The following is a 26,496-nucleotide window of genomic DNA, read 5'->3' on the forward strand; positions in this document are numbered from 1 at the left end:
GGCGACCGTGTCGCTGCGGAGCGGCAGCCGCACTGGTGGATTGGAAACGTCGGTGAATTCGAGCAGCACTTTTGCCAATCGCTGCGGATCTCCGGGCTGGTTGTGATTGAGCTCGGTTGCAATGGCCCGGACCTTGCCAGCGGTCTCGGCATAGTCGCCAATGATCGTCGGGCTGACGTTCAATGACGACCCGTCGAGGAAGTCGGTGCGGAAATAGCCTGGCTCGACAACGGTGACATGGATGCCGAGCGGCGCGAGCTCTGCGTGCAGCGCTTCGGACAGCCCCTCTACCGCGAATTTGGTTGAGGAATAGACCCCGAACCCAGCTGCGCCACGATAGCCGCCGATCGACGAGATGTTAAGGATGCGACCCGACCGGGCAGCACGCATATGCGGCAGCACCGCGCGGGTGACGTTCAGCACTCCGAAGACGTTGGTGCGGTAGACCGCCTCGATCTCGGCGGCGCTCGCTTCTTCCACCGCCCCCATCAGGCCGAAGCCGGCATTGTTAAGGAGCACATCGATTCTGCCGAACCGCGCGATTGCGGCATTGGCGGCGGCGACCGCCTGGGCCTCGTCGGTGACGTCGAGCGGGACCGCGAGGAGGTTGAGGCGATCACCAAAGCGATCGGTGATTGCGTTGGGATTGCGGGCACTGGCGACGACAGCGTCGCCCCGGGCAAGCGCAAGCTCGACGACAAGGGCGCCGAAGCCGCGCGATGCGCCGGTGATAAACCAGGTCTTCATGGAAAGCTCCTGTCGATATTGGGTTGAAGAAAGCGGCGAGGGATCACTGGGCCGGCGTTACGCGCGACCACAGATCGTCGAAGGCGATGGCGTCGAAGAAGGCATTCGCCTCGACCACGCGGCCCGACCGCATGCGGAAGAACCAGGCATAGCTGTTGACGTAGGGCTTACCGTCCGTGGCCGTGCCGCGCGCATCGAACAGGATTACCACGCGGTCGCCCTCGGCGGTGATGCTGCGAACGGTAGGCTTGATACCCACCTTCATGCGGGCGTTGAACGGCCGGATGACGTCGCGGAGGAAGTCCTCCTTGGTCGGGTAGGTCTTCGACGCGACCGAATTGCCCTCAATCGTCCAGCGGGCGTCGTCGGCCAGGAGGTCGAAAGGGCTGCCCGTGCCGCTCCGCCATGCCTCAAAGCTCTGGCTGACGATGGCATTGTTCGCGGAATCTCCGGGTGCGCGGGCCGAAGCGGCTCGATCGGCGAAGGTGAACGCGAGCGCTGCGGCGCCCAAACCCAGCAGGGTGGTGAGCAAGGAAGGGGATTTACCGATGGTCGACATGATGATGCTCCTTTCTGAAAAGAGAGGGCGGCGGCTAGCCGTCGCCGCCCTTGGGATGATCAAATCTGGTTTTCCCAGGCGGCAATCTGATGTGCCTTCAGCATGTCCTCGATCGCCTTGGGCGAGACATTGCGGAACTTGCCGGTGTCGGCAGGCACGATCGCGATCATCGCGTCGATCTGTTCCTGCGCGTCCATGCGGCCCTCGGGCGTCGCGAAGAAATCGTCGAAGCCCTTGCGCAGGTCGGCGCGCTTTGTGAAGTTCTTCGCATCGTCCATCCAGCGGAAGGGATTGTCCGCCATCGTCTCGTTGTAGCCGGTATAATAGGCACCCGGGTTGATCGTCTGGACCCTGATGCCGTAGCCAGAGAGTTCCTGCTGCATCGCCTCGGCGAAGGCCTCGATGGCGTGCTTGGTTGAGACATACGTGCCCCAGTTGGCCGGAGTGAACAGGCCGCCCATCGACGAGGTGAAGACGACCTTCTTGCCCTCGTTGACGCCTTCGCGGATCCAGCGCTGGACAACGCCCTGGGTCAGTTCCAGCGGAAGGAAGACGTTGTTCTCGTAATTGCGGCGAACGATATCGACCGGGATTTCCCAAACCGGTCCAGGCTCGCCGCGGCCCGCATTGTTCCAGAGGATGTCGAAATCCCAGGTCTGAGCCTGCTTGATGTCATAGGGATCGTGCAGGTCGAGACGTTCGACGCGGATGCGGTCTGCCAGACCGAGCGCCTGCACCTCTTCCCGGAGCATGGTCACCATCGGCGAAACCTCGCAGGTGGCGATGATGTCGTGGCCGGTCTGCGCCATGCCGATGGCAGCGCCTTTGCCGAAGCCCGAGCCAGCGCCGGTGATGAGGATGGTCTTGTTAGTCATGATAAATTCCCTTCTCGTTCAGAGTTGAGTTTGGTCGTGTGTGGAGAGTCTCAATTCGAGATGGCCGCGGCGGCGGCCTGGGCGATCGCAAGATCCTGGGGCACGGCCCCGCCGGACACGCCGACCGCGCCGATCATCGTCCCGTCCGCGCCTATCAGAGGGAGACCGCCGGGAAAGGTCATGAGGCCACCGTTGCTGAGTTCGAGACCCGGGGCCGGAGCGCCAGGCTTGCAATAGTCCCAGACTGCCTCGCTCGGGGCCTGGAACAGGGCAGCGGTGCGTGCCTTTCCCAAGGCGACGTCGATCGCCCCCAGCACTGCGCCGTCCATCCGGCTGAAGGCCGTGAGGTGGGTTGCGGCGTCGAGGACGGCGATGTTGACGGGGACGCCCATGCTCCGTGCCTGCGCCTCGCCGGCGGCGATGATCGCATGAGCCTGATCGTTGGTAATCATTGCCTGTTTCCTGCCTTTCGAGGACCGGCAGGGACTGTTCCCTTCCGATGAGGCAGTATTAGGCGGGGCGGCGTAGCCCGGTATTTCCACTTCCTGCGAAGCGATGCGCAGATCTTGCTGTAGTGCGGATCCTGCTCAGGAGGCCTGGAGGTTCCGGTACTGGCCGGGAGTCAATCCGGTGGCCTTGCGGAACACGCGGATGAAGTTGGCTTGGCTCCCAAAACCGCAGTCCAGCGCGATCTCGACCTGCGAGGAGTGCTGGAAGGCGAGCTTGTCCCTCGCAGCCTGAACGCGGCGATCCGTGACGTACCGATGGGGCGAAAGCCCCGTGGCATCGCGGAACAGGCGCGAGAAGTGAAATGGGCTGAGGCACGCCTCGGCGGCCAAGTCGTCGAGCGAGATGTCGCTGGCCAAGCGTGCCTCAATGAAATCGAGCACGCGGCGCAGACGTTTGGCATCCAGCGCCGGCGTCCGCACCGGTGCTTGCCACTGATCGGCCGCGTAGTGGGCTACCAGATGCGCGGCCAGTGCTGTGCGCATGCCATCGACGAAGATCCGGTCGGTTGGCTGCACTCCGCGATCGAGCATACCCCGCAGGGCCGTGCCGATATGCTCCACCGTCGCATCCGCCAGACCGCCCGCATAGGCGAGGCGCGTCTTGGCGGGATCGATGTCGTAGTTCTCCAGCGCGCTCTGATCGAGAAGCGTCGCAGGCAGGAAGAGGTGGAGGGTTTCTATCGGCCCCGTCAGTTCAAGCACACTCTCGTGCGTCCCTGCCGGAACGAGCCAGCTTGTGCCTGGGCGCGCCAGACCCTCCTGATACTGGCCATCGCCAGTGCGTCGAACGGCCGACTGGCCGGAGAGGATCAGAACAAGCTCCGTACATTCGGCCGTGACGCCCGATTGCGCGCCGGCGGTCAATTGCCGTCGCTCAAGGCGCAGGGTGTCCCACTCGCCCACACCGCCGAGACGTTCGCTCAAGAGATACTTGGCGTCACCGTGCGTTTTTAGAGCCATTCACCGCGTTGCTTCGATTCCGCCGATTATTACCTGCAATCTGCCGCAAAGGATCCAATTGGAAAAGGCGTATTACATGATGCGCTGGCCATCCCCTCGCAATTGGCCGTTCTGGGGAAACGGACGTTTGGCGAAGCAGACTTGAACGACCTTACCTGGTCGCGACCTACCCCCTGCCCGGTTAGGATTTCGCCCTGATGTCGGACGTTCCCGAGCCCAAATGGGGCGCCCGATTCCGGCCCTTCATTCATTGCCTTGAAATAGGGCAAACCTGCCTTTCAAATCCGCACTGTGCGACAGCAGGTCCCGCCAGAAGCAGGCATGGGAGCGCCGCCGCCCTGATCTCCCGCTCGCATTGCGGTCGTTCACAGGTCGAAGTCGCATTTTCAATACAGGTCATTTGTTCGTGCCCGATGACCACGCGCCGCTTCGGCCGCTGAGAATTTGGGTTTTTAAGCTATAGGGCTTCGCCCGCCCGCAGCGCGCCGGTGAGCTGCGGGCGATACCCAGACCTATCGCCGCAAGGCGGAGCCACCCGAAGTTGGCGCAAATCGCGCGAACAGCGACGGCAGCACAAACAGCGTTAGCAGTGTCGCGGACACTAGCCCGCCAATGACCACGGTCGCCAGTGGCTTCTGGACTTCCGCGCCCGAGCCGGTCGCAAAAGCCATCGGCACGAAGCCCAGCGACGCCACCAACGCGGTCATCATCACAGGGCGTAGCCGCCGCATTGCCCCTTCGCGCGCCGCCAGCGCCGGAGCCATGCCTTCGGCCACAAGCCCCCGGATCGCGCTGAGCATAACCAGTCCGTTGAGCACAGCGATGCCCGACAGCGCGATGAAGCCCACTGCTGCCGAAACCGAAAACGGCATCCCGCGCACCAGCAGCGCCAGCACCCCGCCCACCAGCGCCAGGGGCACGCCGGTGAAGACGATCACCGCGTCGCGCACCCGGCCCAGCGCGCCGTAGAGCAGTAGCAGGATCAGCACGAAGCAGGCCGGCACCACCAACATCAGCCGCGCCCGCGCCGAGGCGAGGTTTTCGAACTGGCCGCCCCATTCGAGGTAGAACCCGGCAGGGAGCCGGACATCGAGCGCGATAGCCGCTTGCGCGTCCGTCACCACCCCGGCGACATCGCGGCCGCGGACGTTCGCCTGGACCACCACCCGCCGCTTGCCGTTCTCGCGGCTAATCTGGTTGGGCCCGGTGGTGATGGCGATGTCGGCGACGCTGGAAAGCGGCACCTGGGCACCTCCCGGCACCGGCACCGGTATCTGGCCGACCCTTTCGAGGTCGGCACGCTGCGCGTCGTCGAGCCGGATGGTGACGGCGAACCTGCGGTCGCCTTCGTAGATCGCTCCCGCATCGCGCCCGCCGATCGCGGCGGCCACCACTTCGTGCACCGCCTTGGCCGAGACGCCCAGCTGCGCCATCGCCTCGCGACGGGGGCGGATGTCGAGGATGGGCAGGCCCTCGGTCTGCTCCACCCGAACGTCAGCCGCGCCCGGCGTCCGGCGCAGGATCGCAGCGATGCGGTTGGCGGTGCGCGTCATCGCCTCTGACTCGTCGCCGAAGACCTTGATCGCGACGTCGCCTCGCACCCCCGCGATCAATTCGTTGAAGCGCATCTGGATCGGCTGGCTGATCTCGAAGGCGTTGCCGGGCAGCGCCTCCAGCTTCGCCTCGATTGCGGCGACGAGCGCAGCCTTGGACAAGCCCGGATCGGGCCATTCGGCGCGTGGCCTCATGATCACGAATGTGTCCGAGATGTTGGGCGGCATCGGATCGGACGCAAGTTCGGCAGTGCCGGTCTTGGAGAACACGAAGCGCACTTGCGGCAGGCTCGCGATGGCCTTCTCGACATCGAACTGCATGGCCTGGCTCTGCTGGACCGACGTCCCGGGGATGCGTAGCGCCTGGACGGTGACGTCGCCCTCGTCGAGCTGGGGCAGGAACTCCTGGCCCAGCAGCATGAAGCAACCGAGCGCCGCGACGAAGGCCGCGACGGCAACCCCGATCGTGCGCCGGGGCCGACGCATGGCGCGGTCGAGGCCTGGCTCGTAGCGCGCCTTGACCCAGCCCATGACCCGCCCTTCCTTCTCCTCGACCGGCTTGGACAACAGCAGGGCAAGCATGGCAGGGACGAACGTGAGTGAGAGCACGAAGGCACAGGCGAGCGCGAGGATGACCGTCAGTGCCATCGGCGTGAAGGTCTTGCCCTCGACCCCGGTCAGCGCCAGCAGCGGAATATAGACGAGCATGATGATCGCCTGCCCGTATACCGACGGGCGGATCATCTCGCGCGCCGCCAGCGCGACGGTCTCGCGCCGCTCTTCCGCAGTCAGCGGCCGGCCGCCCTGGTGCTGCCGTTCGGCCATGCGTCGCAGCGCGTTCTCGACGATGATCACCGCGCCATCGACGATCAACCCGAAGTCCAGCGCGCCCAGGCTCATCAGGTTGGCCGAGACACCGCCCTGCAACATGCCCACGGCGGTCATCAGCATCGTCACGGGGATTACCAGCGCCGCGATAAGCGCGGCGCGGAAGTTGCCGAGCAATGCGAAGAGCACGATGACGACGAGCAACGCCCCTTCGGCCAGGTTGCGGGCCACGGTTCCAATCGTAGAATGCACCAAAGCGGTGCGGTCCAGCACCGGCTGGACGATGACGTCGGTAGGCAACGACGCGTTGACCTCGCTCAGCCGACGCGCCACCGCGCTTGCGACCGTCCGGCTGTTCTCACCCACGCGCATGACCGCCGTGCCGACGACCACCTCGCGCCCGTTCTCGGATGCGGAGCCCATACGGATCGCCTGCCCAGTCTTCACGGTGGCGACCTGGCTGAGCAGGATCGGCACGCCTTCGCGGGTGGCCACGACGGTCCGCGCAAGATCGCCCGCGCCCGTCAGCCGCGCATCCGAGCGTACCGCTAGGCCCTCGCCGTTGCGGTCGACGACGCCCGCACCGATGGCGCTGTTGTTGTCCTCCAACGCCCGGGCGAGAGCGTCGAGGTCGAGCCCCAGCGCGGCCAGCCGCTGCACGTCGGGCACCACCTGGTACTGCTTCACGTAGCCGCCGATCGCATCCACTCCGGCAAGCCCCGGCGTGTTACGCAGCAGCGGGGTGACGATCCAGTCCTGCGCCGTGCGCAAGTACGTCGCCTGGTCGGTCTGGCTCACCAGCCGCTCGCCTTCCGGGGTGATGTAGCTGCCGTCCGGCTGCAGGCCCGGCTCTCCGGGGTCGTGGCGGTCGTCCTTGCGGTGCGCGAGGTGAACGGTCCACATGTAGACCTCGCCCAGCCCGGTGGCGATCGGGCCCATCTCCGGCACCGCGCCAGCGGGAAGGCTGTCATCAATGGCGGCGAGCCGTTCATTGACCTGCTGCCGGGCGAAGTAGATGTCGGTCGTATCGGCGAATACCGCCGTGATCTGCGCGAAGCCGTTGCGGCTGAGCGATCGGGTATACTCCAGCCCCTCGATCCCCGCGAGCGCGGTTTCGATGGGAAAGGCGACCTGTTTCTCGACGAGCCCCGGCGAGAGCGCCGGCGCGCGCACGTTGATCTGGACCTGGTTGTTGGTGATGTCGGGCACCGCGTCGATCGGCAGGCGCTGGAGCGCCCACCCCCCGATCGTGCAGGCGAGGAGGGTCAGCGCCAGCACCAGCCAGCGCCGCGCGACGGAAAAGGTTACGATGGTGTCGATCATGGCTTAGTGCTCATGCTCCGCTTCGCCCTTGCCGAGTTCGGCCTTGAGCGTGAAGCTGCCCGTCGCGGCAAGGCGTTCGCCACCCTTGAGTCCCTCCAGTACCAGCACCCCGTCGCCACTGGTCGCGCCGGTGCGGACCGGGACTGCACGAAAGCCGGTACGGGTGCGCACGAAGACGCATCGCCTGCCCTCGAGGGTCTGGACCGCCACTTGCGGCACCTTGATCCCGCGCGCTCCCGGCAGGACCGGGACGTCGACGGCGGCCGTCACCGCCTCCCCCACGCGCCACAGGCCACCGCGATTGTCGAGCGTAGCGATCGCTGGCACCAGCCGCGTTTGCGCATCCAGCACAGGGGAAATGAAGCGGATGGTCGCCTCCCCCTCGCGACCCTGCCCGCTCACCGCCACGCGCGCGCCCGGACGTAACCGTGCGGCGTCGGCAGCGTCCAGCGACAGGGCGATCGATACGGTGGTCAGGTTCGCGACGCGGAACAGTTCCGCGTCGGCGGTGACGGCCTGCCCCGGCGTGGCGCTGCGCGCGATGACTTGGCCCGACAGCGGCGATGGCAGCGCGACGCGGTTGAGGCCGCCCCCAGCGCGCCCGGTAGCGGCAAGCTGCTGGCGGGCGAGACGTAGCGCTATGCCTGCCTCGGTCGCGGCAGTGCGGGCGGCGATCAGGTCCTGTTCTGGCGAAACCTTCTGCCCGAACAGCCGCTGCTCGCGCGCAAGGTTGCTGCGAGCGAGGGCAAGGCGCGCCGAGGCAGCCTCGATCTCGCCCTGCATCTGCGCGGCCTCCCGGCTTTCGATCACGGCCAAGGTTTCTCCCTTCCGCACCGTTTCTCCGAGGTTGCGCGACAGCGCCACGACGCGCCCGCCGATGGCGGCGGTGACCACCTGGATACCGTCGGGATCAGCCTCGATCGTGGCGGGCAGCATCAGCGCGCCGCCTGAGCCCGTGGTCCCGACCGCGACCACCTCGATGCCGGCAGCGCGGATTTGCGCTTCGGTCAGGGTGACGACACCTTCCTCGACCGTGTGATCCTCGCCGTGGCCTTCCTCCTGTCCGGCGTGTTCGTCGAGGGCCGCTTGCGGCGGAGTGCCGCCACAGGCAGGGAGCATGAGCGCAAGCGGCGCCGCGTAAATCAGTCTTTTCATCGGCTCAGTCCTCGGTCGGGAGCGGCGCAGGAGCGACCAGGCGGTCGCGGCGCGCGAGAGCATCGTGATAGGCGGCTAGCGCATCGACGGCGGCGAACCGGGTCGCGGCCAGCGTGCGTTCGGCATCGAGCAGGTCGACCTGCCCGAACTTGCCTTCGCGATAGCCGATGCGGGCGATGCGCGCCGCCTCGGTGGCGGCTTCGAGCGCAGCTCCGCTGGCGATACGCGCGGCAGTCTGCGCATTCGCAACCTCGGCATCCGCCGAAGCAATGGCCTGCGCCAGCGCGATGTTGGCCATGCGCCGGACGGCATCGGCCTTCTGCCGCTCCGCCTGCGCCTGTGCGAGCGCGGCGGAGCCGTTGTCAAACACCTGGAGCGGGATCGTCAGCCCCACCATCAGCGCCGTGTCGTCGCTTGCCTCGAAGCGTCGCGGCCCGGCGAAGAGTTGGACATCCGGCACGCGGTGCGCTTCGACCAGCCGCACCTGCGCCTCGGCACTCGCGACGTCGAGCGCGGCGGCGCGTGCGGCGAGCGTGGCCTCGACCGGCACGCGCCGCTCAGGACCGGCCGGGGCGAGGCGCTCGAACCACGCCTCGTCGAGCGGCGCGTCGACCGGCGCGCCGATCTGGAGCGCCAGATTGCCGAGCGCGAGCGCCTCCAGCCGCTGCGACTGCTCCAGCGTCGCCTGTGCATTGAGAAGCATCAGCTGCCCGCGCTGCTCCTCCAGCGGCGAGGCACGGCCGGCGCGGACGCGCACTTGCGCGGCGTGGAAGGCGTCGGCGGCGATGTCCACCTGCCGGGACGCGATCTGCGCGCGGCGCTGGGCCGCGGCGGCGCCAACGTAAGCACGCGTCACGGCAAGCTCGAGGTCGGCAACTGTCATCGTCTGTTCGACGAGGGCCCGCTCCTGCTGCCGGTCGGCCAGCCTGATGCGGGCGGAACGCTTGCCGCCGCGTTCGAGCGGCAGGGTGAATTGCAAGGTCGTCTCGGCACTGGAAAAGCCGCGATATAGGCCATTGCCAGCGATGTTTTCGGTCTGGACGCTTAGCGCCGGGTTGGGACGCAGGCCGGCGGCGGTGCGCGCGGCACGAGCCGCACCGACCGTCGCCTCGCCGGCTTGCGCGGCGGGGGAATGGAGGGCGGCCAGGTCAAGGGCGCGCGCAAGCGTGAGCGCAGGCCGCCCTTCCTGCGCGGTGGCCGCAGAGGCGCAGCACAGCACAGCCAGCATGGCCGTAAGGAAGCGATGCATGAGAGAATATCTCCTGAAGTCGATGACGGTGAGCGCGCGGTCTCAGGCAGCGCGCTCATTCGGTCGTTCGCTTCAGGCTATGGGAGGTCGCAGGTCAGGCGTGGGCCGGATTGCGGACAGTTCGCGAAACGGCGTCAGCACGGGCGACTCCCGCCAGGCCGGTGCGATCGGGACCAACGTGCGGTTCGCCGGTGTACCGACGTGATGCCCGTGGCACCCGCCATGATGATGCGGCATGGGGTTGTCGTTGTCGGCGGGCACATGGTCGCCATGGTCAGCGACGAGGCCGGCGACCGACCCTGCGCAGTCCAGCCCTTCGGTCGCATGCGCGAGCGAACCCACGCCCAGCGTGGCGAACAGGCTCATCACGAGCACAAGGAGGGTATACCTACGCACGCCGATGGACCTAGCAGCCGGGCATCGCCGTGTCACGCGCCGCCAAGATCCGGCTCAGGAGCATGAGCGATCGTCAGCAGGCCTTGAACGAACACTCTCCTCATTTCACGCGGCCGGATGCACCAGTCAAACATCTGTTATTTCTGATTATTACCCGACGATCCTGACGTCCAAATCCATCGACACACACCGCGTCGCGGCGCGCATCCATAAGGTTTGCGCATGGAACTACAAGCAATGGTGTCCTTGAAGGCATCGACGTGCCGCGCGAACAATCGGGCTGCAATTTCATCCCGCCCCGAAAGGTCGCAACCCACCATGAAGATCAGCCCGCTCAAGACCGGCATCCTTCTCCTTTCCGCGCTCGCCCTGTCCGTGCAGCCGGCATCCGCGCATCCCGGTCATGAGGAGCCGCTGCCGGAGTCCTTCTCGCGGTCCACCCCGGCGATCTCGTATTATTCGACGCCCAACCGCAAGCACACCGAGATCAAGGGCGGCGAGGCCACCGTGCTGGGCAAGGTGAGCTTCGATCTCGCCAAGGCGTCCACGGTGCTGGTGCAGTTCAACAGCGGGCTCGCCACCGTCACGCCCGAAGGCTGCCCCTGTTCGGTGCGCACCTCGTTGAAGGTCGACGACCAGGAACCGGTGGTGATCAAACGCGTCAACCTCGGCGCCGTGAACGCCAGCGTGGCCGGCAAGTACCAGGTCGACCGGCAGTCGGCCGACGGGTCGTTCGTCCTGTCGCTGCCCGCAGGCCAGCACGAAATCGCGCTCGTCGTGCAGCGCATCGAGGGCAGCAGCGCGCTGCTCCACGCCTTCTATGCGAACATCCAGGCGATCCCCTTCCGGCCATGACCGAACGCCGTTTTCGGATCGGTATCGTCGCCTCGCTGTGCGTTGCCCTCGCCGCGCCTGGCCAGGCACAGCAGACCCCTCGCTATGGTGATCCGATTGGTCTCGCCCATGCCAGAACCGTCGTCCGGCTTGCCGAGGAGGAGGCCCGCGCGCGCGGGCTCCGCATGGCCATTGCGGTCGCCAGCCCATCGGGCGAACCGGTGGCCCTGGAGGTCATGGACGGGACGCAGAATGCCTCCATCACCATAGCACCCGCGAAGGCACGTACGGCAGCCCGATTCCGCAAGCCGACCAAGCTCCTGCAGGACGCGGTCGCCGCCGGGAACCTCGCCTATGCGGTGGCGGACGGCGCCCTGGCGCTGGAAGGAGGCCTCCCGATCACAGTCGGCGGCCGCATAGTCGGCGCGCTCGGGGTGAGCGGCGGCACTTCAGTCCAGGATGGCGAGGTGGCAGCGGCAGCCTTGCGGCGCTTTGATCAATCCGCCCCGGACCCATAAGGATATGTCATGGATCGAGGCATTCTCATGACCTGACGTGAGACAGCATCCATTTAATAAGGTCACATCACCTGCAATCGGAGTAGCACACCCATGACGTTCCAGCGCCGAACGGTCCTCGGCGGCATGACCGCACTGGCCGCCCTTCACGCCACCGGCGCCTGCGCGCAGAATCGCAGGAAGCGGGTCGGCGTCATCGGCGGCGGCCTCATCGGCGCCTCGATCGCCGCGCAGCTCGCCAAGGCGGGGGCGGACGTCATCGTCTTCGAAAAAGTGCGTCCCGCCGCCGGCGCTACGGAAAAGTCGGTCGCCTGGATCAATCCAGTGGTGAATGATGCGCACTACATGAAGCTGCGCCTCCAGAGCATGGCGGCCTGGCTCGAGGACGACCGGGCGCTGGGCATGAAGGCAATCTGGGGCGGTTCGTTGAGCTGGGCCTATTCGGACAAGAAGGACTCGCTGCAGAAGAAGGCGACCCTGCTGGAAGCCACCGACGATCCGCCGCGCTACCTGACCGGCGCGCAGATCACGAAGGCCGAACCGGGCATCCTGCCGGGAGATGGTGTCGAACTGGCCTTCCAGACGGCCAAGGACGGCCACGTCGATCCCGTTTTCGCGACGCAGTGCTACCTGGCCGCAGCCAAGCGCCTTGGTGCGAAAGTGCTTTACCCGTGCGAAGTGACCGCGATCAAGGTGCGCGGCGGCGCGGTGGTGGGGGTTGCCACGACCAAGGGCGACTTCGACCTCGATCACGTCGTCAGCGTGACAGGGACGGACACGCCCCGGATCATGGCCCTGCTCGACCGCAAACTGGAACTGGCCCACAAGCCGGGTCTGGTGGTCCATACCGCGCCTCGGCCGGTGACGACGAAGCTGGTGTACGAAGCTTCCAGCATTCTCGAATTCAAGCAGTATGCCGATGGCCGCTATCTCACCAGCTTCACCAGCGGTCCACCCAACCTGCCGCAGCACGCCGAAATTCTGCAGCACCAGATGGCCTATCCCGACCCGGCGCTGCAACAGCGCCACGGCGAACTGCTGATCGAACGCACGGCCCAGTACATGCCGGCGATAGCCGGGGCAACGCCCACCAAGGTCCTGCTGGGATTCCGGCCCTACCCGCTCGACAACAAGCCGATCGCAGGCCCCGTGCCGGGTGTAAAGGGCGCCTACGTCGTTGTAACGCACAGCGGCATCACGCTGGCCCCGATCCTCGGACGCCATGCCGCCCAGGAAATCATGACAGGCGTCGAAGCGCCGATCCTCGCCCCGTACCGGCCGACCCGGTACATCACGGCATGATCTTCGCCGTCCGCGCGGTTGCCCGACCCTTCAGGCCGCGCGGGCGGCGATCCCATTGGCTCATCACCGAATTTACAGCGGGTCGGCGCGACACTATCACCCGGCCATGAACTTTCGCCAGCTTGAGATCTATCGCGCCCTGATGGTGGGCGGTTCGGCGTCCCGCGCGGCGGAACTGCTGCGCATCACCCAGCCCGCCGTCAGCCGCGCCATCTCCGAGCTGGAGCACCGCATAGGCTTCCCCCTGTTCGACCGCGTGAAGGGGCGCCTGATCCCGACGCCTGAAGGCGAATTGTTCTTCCGCGACGTCGACGGCGCCTTCACGGGGCTCGACACGCTGCGGGCCTCGGCTGCGCGGATCCGCGACTTCGGCTCGGGCAGCCTGCGCATCGCCAGTCTGGCTGCGCTTGGTTCAACGCTCGTCCCGCGCGCGGTGCGCCGGTTCCGCGAGGTCAATCCGCACGTATCGATCACGCTGCAAATCCTGTCGTCCGCCGCCGTGCGCGACCACGTCGTCAACCAGCAGTTCGACATCGGCCTCGCCGCCGACGAGGTCGATCTGTCCGGCGTCGACCACAGCGTCTTCCAGAGCGTGCGCGCGGTCTGTGTCATGCCGCCCGACCATCCGCTTGCGGACCGCGAGATCGTCCGCGCAGAGGACATGGACGGCATAGCCTTCATCGCGCTGGCACCCGAGGACCGCGCGCGGGCGCGCATGACCGAGACCTTCGACGCGGTTGGCGCCAGGCCCCACATCGTGGTGGAAACGCCGGCCTCGCTCACCGTCTGCGCTCTGGCGCTGGAAGGCGTTGGGCTGGGCCTCGTCAATCCGGCTGCCGCTGATGGGTTCGAGCAGCGCGGGCTCATTATCAAACCCTACGAGCCGGCGGTCTATTTCAAGGCCTACATCCTGTTCCGGCCCGACGCCCAGCGCGCGCGTCTGGTGCGCGAGTTCACCTCGGCGCTCAACGGCGCGCTGCGCGCCGGTTCGGGACAGTAACGCACCGCAAAGCGGAGTCGCTCTCGCAGGCCAGCAATAACGGCAACGCGAGGCCCTCCTGCCATGCCTCGGCAAGGGCGACTAGGCGCAGCTCGTCACCAGGCCGGCCAATCATTTCCAGCGACACCGGCCGCAACCCGCCTTCGGTCATCGCCGCACCGACCGGGAAGGCGATCGCCGGACGTCCCGAATACGCGGCCAACCGGTGCGTTCCGGCCGTATCCGGCCCCGCATCGGCAGTGGCGGCCACGGCTTGGACGGAGGGGTAGACCAGCACATCGAAACAGGAACGGCCACTGTCGCAGGCGAATGCCTCATCGATGCGCTCGGCAACGTAGCGGTCGCGATAGGGGCCGTTGACGCGGAAGCGCGGGTCCGAGGCCGCGCCCGCGCGATTGACGATGAAGTTCGCCACATCGTCGATCACGGCGCGATCGACGTTCGCGGTGCGCAGGCTCTCAAGAAGTGCGGCCGCATCGCGCGGCACGCCGGTTCGCGTCGGCAGGTAGGCGTCCATGACCGAGGGAAAGTCGAAGGCCGACCGGCTCGCGAAAAGCGCCTGCTCCCCTTCGAGCGGCGCCTTGCCCACCAGTACCGGCTCGTCGCGCAGCCTGGTCATGGAGACGATGGCGCCCGCGCGGCGCAGCGCGTCGATCGCCTGCGCCTCGGCCTCGCCGTGCGGGCGCATGAGGCCGGCCAGCACACCTACCCTCAGCCCCTGCAGCGGGCGGGCGGAAGTGTCCTTGCGCGAAATGGGCGCAAGGACCGCCATCACCTTCCCGCAATCCGCCAGATAACGGCACATCGGCCCGATCACGTCCTGCGAGGGACTGAGCGGCACCACGCCCGCCATCGGCACCGCGCCGAGGGTGGGGCGCAGTCCCACGGTGCCAGTCAGGGCGGCGGGGACACGCACGGAGCCCGAGGTATCGGTGCCCAGCGCGACGACGCCGAGCCCCGCCGCCAGCGCGGCGGCATTCCCCGAAGAGGAACCGCCGGCGCTTTCGGCGAAGGAAAACGGGCTCACGGTCTGCCCCCGGATCGACGAGCGCCCGCGATAATTGAACGCGAATTCAGACATATTGGTCTTGGCGAGGACGATCGCGCCGGCGCGGCGCAGCAAGGTTACCGCCGCCGCATCACCTGTGGCGACGTTCCCCGCGAGCGCGAGCGAACCGGCGGTGGTCGCCATGCCGGCCACGTCGATGTTGTCCTTCACCAGCACCGGAACGCAAGGCAGTGCGAGCCTGCGTCGCTCGCGCCGGGACAGGCGGTCGATACGGGCAGCCTCGACTTGCGCGGCCGGGTTCACCGCGACGATGGCGTGGAGGTTTCCGTCCAGCCGCTCGATCCGGTCGAGGTACGTGTCGATAAGGCCCACACAGGAGCCACTTAGGTCCGCGACACGGCGGTGGATCGCGGAGACCTCGCTGTCGCCCGCACCGGTGAGGGGCGGTGCGGGCGAGCGAGCGGCAGCGGGGGTGCCGCCTGACCATGCGCAGGCCAGTGCCAGGGCGGCGAGGCCGGGAGTGACATGGGTGCGCATGGATTGGACCGTTGTCCTCAGAACTTGAACGCCGCCGAAGCGAAGAACGACATACCGTTGAAACCAAACGGAGAAATCGCGTTGTACGGCAGCGTACCGGCATTGTCGGACCCATTGGTCCCGGCCGCCACGCTCGCCACCGTCGAGCGCAGGTTCTGCGCCGGATAGATGTCGAGCAGGTTGTTGACGCCTGCGCTCAGGCGGATCGCGGGGGTGAAGTCGTAGCTCACCTGCACATCGGTGATGATCTTGCCCTTGAAGTGCTGGATCACCTGCGAATTGGCGCTGGTCGCGGAAACCGGCACCAAAGTCACATCGTAACCGAGGGTCAGCGCCGCGATCTGCGCCGGGGTCAGGCTGGTGAAGGCTACCGCCGAAACCTTGCCGTAGTAGGTATTCGTGATGCCGAGCGCAAAGTCTCCGGAGGTCCAGTTGAGGTTCAGCAGCACCTTGGAGCGGGGCTGGCTGTCGGAAATGCGGACCTGCTGGGTCAGGTCGAACAGCGCCGTGGTGATGCCCAGCGCGGCGATCTCGTCAGGCGTCCCGGCGATCCGGTCGAACTTCGTCTTGTTGTAGTTACCGGCGAGCAGGACCGAGAGTTCGCCGAGGGAGCCCAGGTCGAACTTGTCGGTCAGCGTCACGTCGATGCCGCGCGTGGTGGTATCCACGGCGTTGGTGATGTAGCTGGCGCTGCCGATGCCGCTAACGCCGTTCGCGGCGAGCAGGTTGGTCAGCGCCGTGCCCTGGAACGCCGAGGACTGCACAATGCGGTCCTTCAGCTTGATCTGGTAGGCATCGACCGTGATCGTCAGCCCGCCCTGGTCGTAGACGATGCCCGCCGAGATGTTCTTCGACTTTTCCGGCCGCAGCGGCTCGGCGCCGATCAGCTGGGCGGCGGCGCTGTTGACCGGCAGGTTGCGGCGCAGGACGGGCGCGCCGTTGATGAAGTCGTTGACGGTGTTGCCGAAGTAGATCTGCGCGAGATGCGGCGCGCGGAAGCCGGTGCTGAACGAGCCGCGGATGGCCACCGGGTCGATCACCTGGAGGCGGCTCGACAGCTTGTAGTTGGTGGTGCCGCCGAAGTCCGAGAAGTCCTCGTGGCGCACTGCGGCGTCCAGCGTCAGGCGGCCGAACAGTTCCTTTTCCAGCTCGGCGTAGACCGCCTTGCTGTTACGCTTGCCGAAGATCTCGTCGAGCGGGTTGATGCCGGGGCTCGGCTGGAAGCCCACGGGTGCGGGCTTGCCGGCATTGGGACCATCGAGGATCACCGCGCCGCCGCTGGCGTAGCTGGCGGGCTCCCCCGCGATCAGGCGGTAGGTTTCCTCGCGGTACTCGGCGCCGAACGCCAGGTTCAGCGGCATCTCGTCTCCCACGTCGATCTTGCGCGTCAGGTCGAGGTTGGTCGTCCACTGGTCGTAGCGGGTGGAGCCCATGTAGACTTTGGTGGGACTGGCGAGGCCATAGGAAACGTTGTTGGAATTGCTGGTGGCGTTGTCGATCAGGCTCTTGCCGTACCCGGTGGACACGTCCCAGTCGAACCCGGCGAGGTCCTCGCCGCGCAGGCCGCCGGTGGCCGAGACGTTGCGCAGGCCGATGTTGCCGTAGGGGATGTAGCCGTCGGGATGCAGGGCGCGGACGGTCTGGTCCTGGCCTGCGCGGCGGAAGAAGAACGGGGTCTTGCCGTCGAGATCGCTGTAGCCTCCGAAGCCGTAGAACGTCGGGCCGCCATCGTTCATCGGGATTTCGGCGTTGAGGAAGATCGACTTCATCTCATATCCGGAATTGCCCTGCCGCGAGGTGCGGCGATCGACCGTTGCCTCGCGGGCGTCGAGCGCTCCGGCCGACGCCGTGAGTCCGGTGCCCGAACCGTAGAAGGAGGACGGAAGGACCGGCGCGCCCGCGGCGTTCCTCCCGAAATACTGCTGGCGGGTATCGTCTTCCGAGCGGTCGGTCGCGGCATGGTTCTGGTACTGGACGGTCGCGCGGATCACGCCGCCGTTCCACACCGGAAGGCCGACGCTGGCGCCCACGTCAATGTATTCGCCATCGCCTTCCTCGGTGATGCCGGTCGAGACCTTGCCCTTCACCCCGGTCGACTTGTCGAGCGTGAGATTGATGACCCCGGCGATGGCGTCCGAACCGTACTGCGCCGACGCACCGTCGCGCAGGATCTCGACGTTGCTGAGCGCCATGCTGGGGATCGCGTTGAAGTCGTAGGCGACATCGCCGCGGCCGATGCCGTTGCTGGTGCTGAGGTCACCCGTCGAATGGCGGCGCTTGCCGTTGACGAGCAGAAGCAGCTGGCCGGTCGAAAGGCCGCGCAAGGTGGGCGGCGTCGTGAAATCGCCGACGCCCGACGCGCTCGGGCGGGGCGTATTGAAGCTGGGGACCGAAGTCTTCAGCATGTCCTGCACTTCGGACCTTCCGCCGCGCGCCAGGTCGTCGGCGCTGATGGTGTCGATGGGGACGACCGACTGCGCGGCCGAACGGCTGCCGAAGCGCGACCCGGTGACGACGATGTCGCTGCCAGCATCCTGCTCGCCGGCTGCCGGTCCTGACGCGTCCTGCGCGAAAGCGGCGGTCGTGGGAAGGATGCAGGCCAGCGCCACCAGCGCGGTGGATGCCATGGCGATGCTGCGAAGATGCTGCCTCATGTTCGATAAGCTCCCTGTGGTTCGATAGATGCATGGGACCGGCCGCCGCGACCAGCGCGGCGGCGTCCCTCGCCTTCTCAGGCGCATGGATTTTCAGGTTTTTGGGGCCGCCCCTCGATAGGTGCCGGCCTTTCGGCCGATGTCGGCCGCCGCCCTCATGCGGCGCCGATCACGGCGCTACGGCTGTCTGGTCCGGATGCGGAGGTCCCTCGACCGGACAGCGCCAACTCCTGTTTCATATCTGATTTGCATGCCAAGCCCCTGTGAAAGAATTGCACGCTCCTGCGGACGGTACGCGAGCATTCTGTACGATGCTGCGGGGTTTTTTCCTCGTCGTTTCCGTCCCCGCCATCATGCGCTGCCACGCCCGCGGAACAAGTGACGGGTTGGAACGAGTCGATGCATGATGCTTATGCCCTGCAGGGCCGCGCATGCCTTCTGCGCACGCCCCGCCCGCTCACTTGCCATTCTGGGCGGCGAGATAGGCGATGATGGCCTGCCGGTCGGCGGGCTTGGGAACGGCGGTGAACATGCGCGTGCCCGGGACCATCTTGCTCGGCCCCGCCAGCCAGGTGTCGAGGCTGCGCGCGTCCCAGCGGATCTTGGATTTCTTGAGCGCGGGCGAATAGGGATAGCCGGCGGCGGCGGCGGGCCGGCCTGTGATCCCGGCAAGGTTCGGCCCGGAGCCCGACTTGACCCCCGGCTTCGTCGCGTGGCACGCGGCGCACCGGGTTTTGAACAGGACGGCGCCGACCTCGGCCAAAGCGGCCAGGGGAGAAAGCGCGAGGCCCACGGCTAGTAAAAGCGCGGATCGGTGGATGAACGTCATGGGTCGCTCCAAAAACTGAAATTGCGCGTGGGTGTCAGGCGAACGTGGCCTGCTCGCTTCGGATCGCCGCGACGAGACGGTCGAGTTCGCTGGTCGTATTGAACAGCGAGGGCGTGACACGCAATGCCGGACCCGATGCGAGGCCGGCCTTGGCGACGACGAGCAGCTTGTACTTGTCGATGAAAAGCGACTGCACCGTCTTGGCCTTTGCCGCACTGTCCATGCCGGCGAGCCGGAAGGCGCTGATCGCACCGTAGTTGCCGGGCTCGTCCGGCAGCATCAGCTCGATGCCGGGGACGTCGCGTACGCGCGAGACCCAATGGTCGCGCAAGGCCTTGAGATGCGCGAACTTGCGCTCGATGCCGATGGCGTTCTGCACGGCGATGGCGGCGGGGATCGTCAGGCGCGCCGCGAAGTCGACGGTGCCGGTAGGGATGCGCGAGCGGATGTCCTGGGCGGAGTGGATGCGGTTGCCGAGCCAGGGCTGGATGTCCGCCAACCGCTCCTTGCGGATGTAGATCCCACCCGTCCCCAGCGGTGCCGCCACCCACTTGTGCAGCGAAAAGCCGATGAAGTCGGCGCCGGTGTCCTCGACGCGGAAGGGCATCTGGCCAACCGCCTGCGCGCTGTCGAGGATGACGTCGACGCCCCGCGCCTTCGCCATCGCGACGATCTCCCGCACCGGCGGGACCAGTCCGTTGCGGTTGCTCACATGGGTCAGCAGCAGCAGCTTCGCGCGCGGCGTGTCCTTCAGCACCTTTTCATAAGCGGCGAGGACGTTGGCGCGGGTATGCGGCACCGGGAGCGAGAAGCGCACGACGCGCGCCCCCCGGCTCTGCTCGAGATAGTCCATCGCGTACTGCATCTCGTCGTAGTCGGCGTCGCAGTAGATCACCGCGTCGCCGGCCTTCAGCAGGGCGTAGTTGGCGATCAGCGCATAGAGCGCCTCGGTGCCGCCCCCGCTCAGCGCGACTTCGTCCAGCGAGGCGCCGATCATGTCGGCGACCGCCTGGCGCGACTTGTCGAGTTCCTGCTCGCGCGGGGCGTCGGGCACGCCGCTGCGCAGGAACGTCGAATTGTAGCGGTTCACCCAGGCGACCTTCTCGAGATAGTCCGCGTGGACCGTCCTGGTCATGGCGCCGTAGTAGGCGGCATCGAAATTCACGATGGACCTGTCGACGTCGTAGAGCGCGGCCAGCCGCTGCTGGGTCTGCCCGAAGGAGAGGCCGCCAGGAAGGATCGTGCCCGCCCCTGCCGCCGCCGCCGATGCGCGCGTGGCGATGAGGGCGCCCATAGAAACGGCCCCCGCACCGGCGAGGAACTGCCGCCGATTTGTCATGTCGAAGTACTCCAGAGAAAGAATGTCGATTGTGGCCCGCGCGATGTCAGGCGCGGATTTCGATCACCGCGTCGATCTCGACCGCGTAGTTGAGCGGCAGGCGATAGACGCCCACGGCGGAGCGGGAATGTCTTCCATGTTCGCCGAACACCGCGACCATGAGGTCCGAGGCGCCGTTGATGACCGCCGGAATGGCGTCGAAGGTCGGCCCCGCCTGGACGTAACCGCCCAGCCGCAGCACTTGCGTCACCCGGTCGAGATCGCCGCCGCATGCCGCGCGAAACTGGGCGATGAGGTTGATCGCGCAGAGCCGCGCGCCCTCGGCGGCCTGTTCCGGCGCCACGTCGACGCCGACCGTGCCGCGCACTTCGCCCACGATGCCCTTCGAGAGCTGCCCGGAGACGTGAACGATGCGGCCCGACCTTGTATAGGGGACGTAGTTGGCCACCGGCGCCGATGGCTCCGGCAGGGCGATTCCGAGTTCGGCAAGCCTGTTGGCGATGCGCAGCATGGGGTCTCCTCAGAGCGATATCTTGTCCAGGAACACGCGTGTGCGCGGATGTCCCGGATCGGTGAAAAAGGTCTGTGCGTCAGCGACTTCGAGGATCTGCCCCTCGTCCATGAAGACGATGCGATCGGCCACTTCGCGGGCGAAGGCCATCTCGTGGGTGACGCACAGCATCGTCATCCCTGCGCGGGCGAGGGCCTTCATGATGTCGAGCACTTCCTTGACCATCTCGGCGTCGAGCGCCGAAGTCGGCTCGTCGAACAACATGATCTCGGGCTGCATGCACAAGGCCCGGGCGATCGCGGCGCGTTGCTGCTGCCCGCCGGAAAGCTGGCCCGGAAACTTGTCCGCCTGCTCCGCGATGCGCACACTGTCGAGCAACGCCAGCGCCATGTCCCGCGCCTTCCCGGCGGAAAGGCCGCTCACCCGCATCGGCGCGAGCACGCAGTTCTGGAGCACCGTGAGATGCGGGAACAGGTTGAAGTCCTGGAACACCATGCCCACCCGCGTGCGAATCCGCCGCAGTGCCGCCGGATCGTCGCTCACGGTCTCGCCGGCCACGACGATCTCGCCGGCATCGTGCGCGGCGAGCCCGTTCACGCAGCGGATCAGCGTCGACTTGCCCGATCCCGAAGGCCCGCAGATCACCACCCGCTCGCCCGCATCGACCCGGAGCGAGACGTTGCGCAGCGCGTGATAGTCGCCGTACCACTTGTGGACGCCCGCGATGTCGAGGATCGTCATCGCCCCCCCTCCCCGAGCACGCGCTCCTGGTGCAGGGCGTAGCGGGCGACGCCGTGGCAGACCGCAAAATAGACCAGCGCAATCATCAGGTAAGTCTCGGCATAAGGCATCGGCCAGGCCGGATCGTTGAGCACCACCCGGCCTGCGCTCACGAGGTCGAACAGCCCGACGACCATGACGAGGCTGGTGTTCTTGATCACCACGATGATCGTGCTTGCAAGCGGCGGCAGCACCTTGCGGATGGCCTGCGGCAGGACGACGATCAGCAGCACTTCGCGCCGCCGCAGGCCTAGCGCCTGCGCCGATTCCATCTGCGCCCGCGGCACGCCCTGGAGCCCGCCGCGCAGCACTTCGGAAAGGTAAGCGGCGCTGACCAGGGTGAACACGACCAGCGCCCGAACGAAAGTTTCCACCCGCATGCCGTCGGGCAGGAGCAGCGGCGCCATGACCGCGGCGATGAACAGCAGCGTCAGCACCGGCACGCCGCGCAGGATCTCCACCGTCCCGGTCGCCAGCCAGCGGCCCAGCGGCAGGCGGGAGCGCCGCGCGAGCGCCAGTCCCAGCCCCAGCGGGAAACCCAGCGCGAGCGAAAGGACGGTCAGCAGCAGCGTGACCGGCAGCCCGCCCCATGCGGAAGGCGGCACCGGAGTCAGCCCGGCCACGCCGCCCGCCATCGCCAGCAGCGAGCCGGCGATGCCCACTACCCAGGTGAGCAGCGTTGCGCGCGTCCAGTGCCGGTGCGGCATGGTCCACAGTGTCAGGCCGATCAGCACCGATACGACCAGCAAGGGACGCCAGCGCTCCGCCTCGGGGTAGATACCGAACAGGATGAACGGCGCCTTCTCGTGCAGGAATATCCAGCAGGCACCCGCATCGCGGCAGTCGGCGGCGTCACCGCGCCAGACCCCGTTGGTGAACGCCCATGCCAGGAAGTGAGGCAGGCTGCGCTCGGCGAAAAACGCGATGACGAGCGTCGTGACGATATTGGCCGCGCTGCCGAATGTGGAGCTCGCCGCCGGGTCGCGGCCCCGCGGCGGCGGCGGCAGCACGGGCTCCGGCGCGGATCGCACGAAAGTCATCGCGTCCACCGTGCCGTCCGGCGATCGAGCGCATTCATGGCGAGCGAGATACCCCCGGCGAGGGTCAGGTAGGCCAGCACCAGCACCAGCATGCATTCGAGGGCATGGCCGGTGTGGTTCATCGTCGTGTTGGCGATGGAGTTCAGCTCGGGATAGCCGACCACGAGCGCCAGCGTCGAATTCTTCAGGACCGAGACGAACTGGTTCGTCATCGGCGGCAGCATGATCCTCAGCGCTTGCGGCACGATCACCAGCCGCAGGCTCTGACGATCGTTCAGGCCCATCGCGCGCGCGGCATCCCACTGTCCCGCAGGTACCGCCGCGAGGCCCGCGCGCACGATCTCCGCCGCGAAGCCGCTGGCATAGAGCACGCTGCCCAGCAGGACCGCCGCCAGCTCCGGGGTCACGGTCAGGCCACCGACGAAGTTGTAGCGCCCGAGCCTCGGAACGTCCGGCCGCAGCCCCAGGTCGAGCGCCAGCCACAGCGTCGCGCCGACGACCACGGTTCCGAGCGAGACGATGCTCGCCTGATGCAGCCGTCCGCGCCAGGCGAGCGTCGCGGTCGCGACCAGCCCGATGGTGAGGGTGACGACCAGCGGCAGCGCGGTGCCGGTGATCCCCAGGGTGGTGACGTGGAGCCCGCGATCGGTCAGGAAGATTCCGGAAAGCGGCTGGAATGCGGAACGCGGCGACGGCAGGCTCACCGTGATGACCCCATACCAGAACAATAGCTGGATCACGAGCGGGGTGTTGCGCACCCCATCGACGAAGGCACCAGCGCTCAGCCGCGCCAGCAGATGTCCCGAGCGGCGGGCCAGCGCCAGCGGAATGCCCAGCAGGATCGATGCCACGATGATCGTCGCGGTCAGAAGCAGCGTGTTGCCCAGCCCGGTCGCGAAGGCCCAGGCGAAGCCGTCCACCGGGGAATAGGCCATGACCGATTCCGCGATCGGGAAACGCGCGGTGTTGTCCAGGAAACCGAGGCTGACGGTCATTGCCCGAAGCGCCATGTTGCCGGTCACGGTTACCGCCATAGCCGCAAGCAGCGCCAGCACGGTGCCCCCCAGCAGCAGTTGCGGCAGCCACCAGCGGTGGAAGTCGTGTCGGCGCCGGACCATCAGTAGAACCCGATCGGCAGCATCAGCCCGCCATCGCGGCGAAGCCGGTTGGGACCACGCGGAATGTTCAGCCCGCTGCGAGCGCCAAGGTTGTCGTCGTAGACCTGCGCGTAATTCCCCACCTGCCGGACGATCTGGTAGGCGAAATCGTCACGAATGCCGAGCGCACGCCCGTTGCCCGGCTCCACCCCGAGGAACCGCCGGATCGCCGGGTCGCGGGAGCCGCGCATCGCTTCCACATTGTCCCGGTCGATGCCGAGGTGCTCGGCGACGATCAGCGCCTCGATGGCGAACTTGACGATGTCGAACCACTGGTCGTCGCCGTGCCGCACCGCCGGCGTCAGGGGGGCGATATCGTCGCTGGCGGGGATGATCGTGTAGCGGCGGTCCGGCTCCAGCGCCCGCAGCGCCACCAGCGCCGACTGGTCGGTGGCGAGCGCGTCGCAGCGCCCGGATAGGAACGCCTGCCGCGTGCTCTGCACGTTGTCGAAGATCACCGGATGCAGCGTCAGGCCATGACGGCGCGCCACGTCGGCGAAGACGATCTCGGTCAACGACCCGGTCTGGACGCAGATCGACGCCCCATCGAGATCGCGCAGCGCGCGGGCGCCGCTGTCGGCGCGGATCATGAACGCGGTGAAGTCGTAATAATTGGGGATCGTGAAGTTTATGCCGCCGGCATCGCGCTGCAAGGTCCAGGTGGTGGTGCGCGGCAGCACGTCGATCTCGCCGGTGAGCAGCGCGGTAATCCGCTGCTGGCCGGTGAGCGGCACGAACCGCACCTTGTCGCGGTCGCCCAGCGCGGCGACGGCGACCGCGCGGCAGGTGTCGACGTCGAGCCCGCGCCAGCGCCCATGAGCATCGGGGGCGCTGAAACCGACCGTATCCCTGCCCGCGCCGCAGCGCACGTAGCCCCGCGCGCGCACTTCGGCCAGCGTCGGCCCGCCCGGTGCTTGCCGCCCGGGCTCGCTGGAGCAGCCGGCAAGCGCCGCACAGAAAAGCGCGAGAACCCCCCATCTGCAAGTGGTCAGGCGACCGGTCATCACCTGGCTCGCACGTCGGCGAGTTCGACGAGGTGGTCCAGGACGCGCGTCAGATCCTCCATGAGGTCCTCGGCATCCTCGAGCCCGATGCTGACGCGGACGATCCGCCGCTCACCGGCGATGGCCGTGTCGAGCCGGCCCTGCAGCGTCATGGGTGCCAGCAGGCTGCTGGTTCCGCCCCAGGAGGCGCCGATACGGAAGATACGAATGGCCGCCAGAGCTTCGTCGAGAAACGGGTCGAGATCGGCGCGCAGCACGATGCTGAACACGCCGCTGGCGCCGGCGAAGTCCCGGTCCCAGGACGCGTGGCCGGGGCATTCGGGCAGCGCCGGGTGGAGCATGCGCAGAACGGCGGGATGCTCGCGCAGGGCCATGGCGATGCCGGTCGAAACGCGGCCGATGTGCGCGATCCGCACGCCCAGCGTCTCCAGCCCCCGCAGCGCGAGCGCGCAGTCGTCGGGCGACACGCCGATCCCCAGCGTCCTGGCGCAGGACCGCAGGCGCCGATGCCATTCCGGGTCGCGGACGGTGATGGAACCCAGCAGCACGTCCGAATGGCCCGACACGTACTTGGTCAGCGCCTCCATCGCGAAATCCATGCCGATGGCGAGGGGTTTGAACAGCAGCGGCGTCGCCCAGGTATTGTCGCAGCCGGTCAGGATGCCGTGCCGCCGCGCGACCGCCACGATGGCAGGCAGGTCCTCGACCTCCATCGTCCCCGATCCGGGAGATTCGGTCCAGATCAACTGGACCGTATCGTCCAGAAAAGCCTCGATCCCCGATCCGACGAGCGGCGGATAGACGCGGTGCGCGATGCCCTGCCGCGCGAGGACTTCAGTGCAGAGCGTGCGCACTTGCGGATAGACGTTGTCGGGAATGAGGACCGTGTCGCCCGGCGCCAGCACGGTGACGAACAGGATCGCTATGGCCGCCTGTCCGGAAGGCAGGATGATCGTGCCTTCACCCTGTTCCAGGGCGCTCATCTGCGCCTCTAGCGTGCGCGTGGTCGGCGTGCCGCCAAGCCCGTACGCATAGCCGTCGGGCTCGCGATCCCTGCGCTCGGCATAGGCGCGAGCCGTCGGAAAGACGATCGTGGAGGCACGGTGCGTCGGCACCGCGAGACTGGCGAAGCCGGTCCGGTCCACTTCCGGATGATGAACGACTTTCGTCAGATCCTTCATGTCTATCCCCATGCGTGAGCGCGACAATGAAGGGTCTGCGACCGCATCTCAATTGGCGACATGTTCGCGGTCCATAATCCTTCGTTATGGGCTGATGGCAATCGATGCCTCGGACGTGGAGCGAGCGCCTTTGCAGGTACTGGCCGGTCCCCGGTGAAGGCGGGCAAGCATAACGCCAGAACATGGAGTGGTGCCGGACGGTCAATTGTTTTGCGGGCTTGCACCCGCTTCTCCTGCGGGCGGAACTGCTACCGGGCCCGGCCCGCCGCGAAACGCAGGGCCGACAGGAACGAGCGCGGCAGGAGACCATGCCTTGAAACATATCCCGTGGATCATCCTCGCCCTGGTCGGCGCGGCCTGCCTGGCCGTGCTCGCGGTTTCGCGCGGCGAGCCGATCAATGCGCTGTGGATCGTCGTCGCGGCGGTGAGCACGTTCCTCGTCGCCTACCGCTACTATGCGCTGTTCATCGCCCGGCACGTCATGGCGCTCGACCCGCGCCGCGCGACTCCCGCGATCTACCGGGCCGACGGGCTGGACTACGTGGCCACCGACCGCCGCGTCCTGTTCGGACACCACTTCGCGGCGATCGCCGGGGCCGGGCCACTGGTCGGCCCAGTGCTGGCAGCGCAGATGGGCTACCTGCCGG

The 26,496-nt window shown here is 67.1% G+C and carries 24 protein-coding genes; 5 read left to right on the forward strand and 19 right to left on the reverse strand.

The genetic code is table 11. The features are described from left to right. From PMI02_RS12840 to PMI02_RS12880, 9 genes are all read right to left on the reverse strand, one after another. Positions 1-747: SDR family NAD(P)-dependent oxidoreductase (locus tag PMI02_RS12840; RefSeq protein WP_007683260.1), on the reverse strand; the 747-nt coding region annotated here is incomplete at its 3' end. 43 nt (positions 748-790) lie between these two features. Next, a complete protein-coding gene (locus PMI02_RS12845; protein ID WP_007683262.1) occupies positions 791-1,306 on the reverse strand; it encodes a nuclear transport factor 2 family protein in 516 nt (171 codons plus the stop codon). Between the two features lie 59 nt (positions 1,307-1,365). Continuing rightward, on the reverse strand, positions 1,366-2,181 hold the full coding sequence (locus tag PMI02_RS12850; RefSeq protein ID WP_007683264.1) for an SDR family oxidoreductase: 816 nt from the start codon (positions 2,179-2,181) through the stop codon (positions 1,366-1,368). Between the two features lie 50 nt (positions 2,182-2,231). After that, positions 2,232-2,633 carry a heme-binding protein gene (locus PMI02_RS12855; RefSeq protein ID WP_007683266.1) on the reverse strand — a complete coding sequence of 134 codons (402 nt, stop codon included), beginning with the start codon at positions 2,631-2,633 and terminating at the stop codon, positions 2,232-2,234. A 135-nt stretch (positions 2,634-2,768) separates the two neighbouring features. Further along, positions 2,769-3,650: a helix-turn-helix domain-containing protein gene (locus tag PMI02_RS12860; RefSeq protein WP_007683267.1), complete on the reverse strand. Its 882-nt coding sequence runs from the start codon at positions 3,648-3,650 to the stop codon at positions 2,769-2,771. 512 nt (positions 3,651-4,162) lie between these two features. After that, on the reverse strand, positions 4,163-7,354 hold the full coding sequence (locus tag PMI02_RS12865) for an efflux RND transporter permease subunit (protein WP_007683269.1): 3,192 nt from the start codon (positions 7,352-7,354) through the stop codon (positions 4,163-4,165). Between the two features lie 3 nt (positions 7,355-7,357). Then, positions 7,358-8,509, reverse strand: coding sequence for an efflux RND transporter periplasmic adaptor subunit (locus tag PMI02_RS12870; RefSeq protein WP_007683271.1), 1,152 nt, complete (start codon positions 8,507-8,509; stop codon positions 7,358-7,360). 4 nt (positions 8,510-8,513) lie between these two features. Beyond that, positions 8,514-9,758, reverse strand: coding sequence for a TolC family protein (locus PMI02_RS12875; RefSeq protein WP_007683273.1), 1,245 nt, complete (start codon positions 9,756-9,758; stop codon positions 8,514-8,516). A 72-nt stretch (positions 9,759-9,830) separates the two neighbouring features. After that, entirely contained in the window at positions 9,831-10,154 is a 324-nt protein-coding gene (locus PMI02_RS12880; protein ID WP_007683275.1) for a hypothetical protein, read from the reverse strand. A gap of 318 nt (positions 10,155-10,472) precedes the next feature. Between PMI02_RS12880 and PMI02_RS12885 the strand changes: the two genes are divergently transcribed. From PMI02_RS12885 to PMI02_RS12900, 4 genes are all read left to right on the forward strand, one after another. Further along, positions 10,473-11,009 carry a hypothetical protein gene (locus PMI02_RS12885; protein WP_007683277.1) on the forward strand — a complete coding sequence of 179 codons (537 nt, stop codon included), beginning with the start codon at positions 10,473-10,475 and terminating at the stop codon, positions 11,007-11,009. After that, positions 11,006-11,506, forward strand: coding sequence for a heme-binding protein (locus PMI02_RS12890; protein WP_007683279.1), 501 nt, complete (start codon positions 11,006-11,008; stop codon positions 11,504-11,506). The genes PMI02_RS12885 and PMI02_RS12890 overlap by 4 nt, the downstream gene beginning before the upstream one ends. A gap of 93 nt (positions 11,507-11,599) precedes the next feature. After that, a complete protein-coding gene (locus PMI02_RS12895) occupies positions 11,600-12,808 on the forward strand; it encodes an FAD-binding oxidoreductase (RefSeq protein WP_007683281.1) in 1,209 nt (402 codons plus the stop codon). Positions 12,809-12,914: 106 nt separating this feature from the next. Beyond that, positions 12,915-13,808 carry a LysR substrate-binding domain-containing protein gene (locus tag PMI02_RS12900; RefSeq protein WP_007683282.1) on the forward strand — a complete coding sequence of 298 codons (894 nt, stop codon included), beginning with the start codon at positions 12,915-12,917 and terminating at the stop codon, positions 13,806-13,808. Here the strand turns inward: PMI02_RS12900 and PMI02_RS12905 are convergent. The 10 genes from PMI02_RS12905 to PMI02_RS12950 form a co-directional block, all read right to left on the reverse strand. After that, on the reverse strand, positions 13,774-15,354 hold the full coding sequence (locus tag PMI02_RS12905) for an amidase (RefSeq protein ID WP_007683284.1): 1,581 nt from the start codon (positions 15,352-15,354) through the stop codon (positions 13,774-13,776). The two genes, PMI02_RS12900 and PMI02_RS12905, sit on opposite strands and share 35 nt — an antisense overlap. A gap of 17 nt (positions 15,355-15,371) precedes the next feature. Beyond that, on the reverse strand, positions 15,372-18,008 hold the full coding sequence (locus PMI02_RS12910; protein ID WP_007683286.1) for a TonB-dependent siderophore receptor: 2,637 nt from the start codon (positions 18,006-18,008) through the stop codon (positions 15,372-15,374). Between the two features lie 457 nt (positions 18,009-18,465). Next, complete coding sequence (locus PMI02_RS12915) at positions 18,466-18,837, reverse strand: cytochrome c family protein (RefSeq protein ID WP_007683287.1); 372 nt, start codon at positions 18,835-18,837, stop codon at positions 18,466-18,468. Between the two features lie 34 nt (positions 18,838-18,871). Further along, on the reverse strand, positions 18,872-20,176 hold the full coding sequence (locus PMI02_RS12920; protein ID WP_007683289.1) for an aminotransferase class V-fold PLP-dependent enzyme: 1,305 nt from the start codon (positions 20,174-20,176) through the stop codon (positions 18,872-18,874). A 46-nt stretch (positions 20,177-20,222) separates the two neighbouring features. Continuing rightward, positions 20,223-20,687 carry a RidA family protein gene (locus PMI02_RS12925; protein WP_007683291.1) on the reverse strand — a complete coding sequence of 155 codons (465 nt, stop codon included), beginning with the start codon at positions 20,685-20,687 and terminating at the stop codon, positions 20,223-20,225. Between the two features lie 9 nt (positions 20,688-20,696). Continuing rightward, positions 20,697-21,422, reverse strand: a complete 726-nt coding sequence (locus PMI02_RS12930) for an amino acid ABC transporter ATP-binding protein (protein WP_157222513.1) — start codon at positions 21,420-21,422, stop codon at positions 20,697-20,699. A gap of 2 nt (positions 21,423-21,424) precedes the next feature. Beyond that, positions 21,425-22,507 carry an amino acid ABC transporter permease gene (locus PMI02_RS12935; RefSeq protein ID WP_007683295.1) on the reverse strand — a complete coding sequence of 361 codons (1,083 nt, stop codon included), beginning with the start codon at positions 22,505-22,507 and terminating at the stop codon, positions 21,425-21,427. Continuing rightward, complete coding sequence (locus PMI02_RS12940; RefSeq protein ID WP_007683297.1) at positions 22,504-23,625, reverse strand: ABC transporter permease subunit; 1,122 nt, start codon at positions 23,623-23,625, stop codon at positions 22,504-22,506. The genes PMI02_RS12935 and PMI02_RS12940 overlap by 4 nt, the downstream gene beginning before the upstream one ends. Next, a complete protein-coding gene (locus PMI02_RS12945; RefSeq protein ID WP_007683299.1) occupies positions 23,625-24,668 on the reverse strand; it encodes an amino acid ABC transporter substrate-binding protein in 1,044 nt (347 codons plus the stop codon). The genes PMI02_RS12940 and PMI02_RS12945 overlap by 1 nt, the downstream gene beginning before the upstream one ends. Beyond that, positions 24,668-25,849 (reverse strand): PLP-dependent aspartate aminotransferase family protein, encoded by a 1,182-nt coding sequence (locus tag PMI02_RS12950; RefSeq protein ID WP_007683301.1) that lies wholly within the window; start codon positions 25,847-25,849, stop codon positions 24,668-24,670. The genes PMI02_RS12945 and PMI02_RS12950 overlap by 1 nt, the downstream gene beginning before the upstream one ends. Before the next feature lie 313 nt (positions 25,850-26,162). Here PMI02_RS12950 and PMI02_RS12955 point away from each other — a divergent pair. Beyond that, positions 26,163-26,496: carbon starvation CstA family protein (locus PMI02_RS12955; RefSeq protein WP_007683303.1), on the forward strand; the 334-nt coding region annotated here is incomplete at its 3' end.

The sequence above is a fragment of the Novosphingobium sp. AP12 genome, assembly GCF_000281975.1.
In the GTDB taxonomy this organism is placed as follows: Bacteria; Pseudomonadota; Alphaproteobacteria; order Sphingomonadales; family Sphingomonadaceae; genus Novosphingobium.

Coding starts and splice junctions, on each gene's coding strand:
- PMI02_RS12925 (WP_007683291.1), bottom strand. CDS start 20,687: ATGCTGCGCATCGCCAACAGGCTTGCCGAACTCGGAATCGCCCTGCCG.
- PMI02_RS12860 (WP_007683267.1), bottom strand. CDS start 3,650: ATGGCTCTAAAAACGCACGGTGACGCCAAGTATCTCTTGAGCGAACGT.
- PMI02_RS12845 (WP_007683262.1), bottom strand. CDS start 1,306: ATGTCGACCATCGGTAAATCCCCTTCCTTGCTCACCACCCTGCTGGGT.
- PMI02_RS12870 (WP_007683271.1), bottom strand. CDS start 8,509: ATGAAAAGACTGATTTACGCGGCGCCGCTTGCGCTCATGCTCCCTGCC.
- PMI02_RS12890 (WP_007683279.1), top strand. CDS start 11,006: ATGACCGAACGCCGTTTTCGGATCGGTATCGTCGCCTCGCTGTGCGTT.
- PMI02_RS12850 (WP_007683264.1), bottom strand. CDS start 2,181: ATGACTAACAAGACCATCCTCATCACCGGCGCTGGCTCGGGCTTCGGC.
- PMI02_RS12935 (WP_007683295.1), bottom strand. CDS start 22,507: ATGACTTTCGTGCGATCCGCGCCGGAGCCCGTGCTGCCGCCGCCGCCG.
- PMI02_RS12855 (WP_007683266.1), bottom strand. CDS start 2,633: ATGATTACCAACGATCAGGCTCATGCGATCATCGCCGCCGGCGAGGCG.
- PMI02_RS12895 (WP_007683281.1), top strand. CDS start 11,600: ATGACGTTCCAGCGCCGAACGGTCCTCGGCGGCATGACCGCACTGGCC.
- PMI02_RS12945 (WP_007683299.1), bottom strand. CDS start 24,668: ATGACCGGTCGCCTGACCACTTGCAGATGGGGGGTTCTCGCGCTTTTC.
- PMI02_RS12920 (WP_007683289.1), bottom strand. CDS start 20,176: ATGACAAATCGGCGGCAGTTCCTCGCCGGTGCGGGGGCCGTTTCTATG.
- PMI02_RS12900 (WP_007683282.1), top strand. CDS start 12,915: ATGAACTTTCGCCAGCTTGAGATCTATCGCGCCCTGATGGTGGGCGGT.
- PMI02_RS12875 (WP_007683273.1), bottom strand. CDS start 9,758: ATGCATCGCTTCCTTACGGCCATGCTGGCTGTGCTGTGCTGCGCCTCT.
- PMI02_RS12885 (WP_007683277.1), top strand. CDS start 10,473: ATGAAGATCAGCCCGCTCAAGACCGGCATCCTTCTCCTTTCCGCGCTC.
- PMI02_RS12950 (WP_007683301.1), bottom strand. CDS start 25,849: ATGAAGGATCTGACGAAAGTCGTTCATCATCCGGAAGTGGACCGGACC.
- PMI02_RS12940 (WP_007683297.1), bottom strand. CDS start 23,625: ATGGTCCGGCGCCGACACGACTTCCACCGCTGGTGGCTGCCGCAACTG.
- PMI02_RS12915 (WP_007683287.1), bottom strand. CDS start 18,837: ATGACGTTCATCCACCGATCCGCGCTTTTACTAGCCGTGGGCCTCGCG.
- PMI02_RS12865 (WP_007683269.1), bottom strand. CDS start 7,354: ATGATCGACACCATCGTAACCTTTTCCGTCGCGCGGCGCTGGCTGGTG.
- PMI02_RS12905 (WP_007683284.1), bottom strand. CDS start 15,354: ATGCGCACCCATGTCACTCCCGGCCTCGCCGCCCTGGCACTGGCCTGC.
- PMI02_RS12910 (WP_007683286.1), bottom strand. CDS start 18,008: ATGAGGCAGCATCTTCGCAGCATCGCCATGGCATCCACCGCGCTGGTG.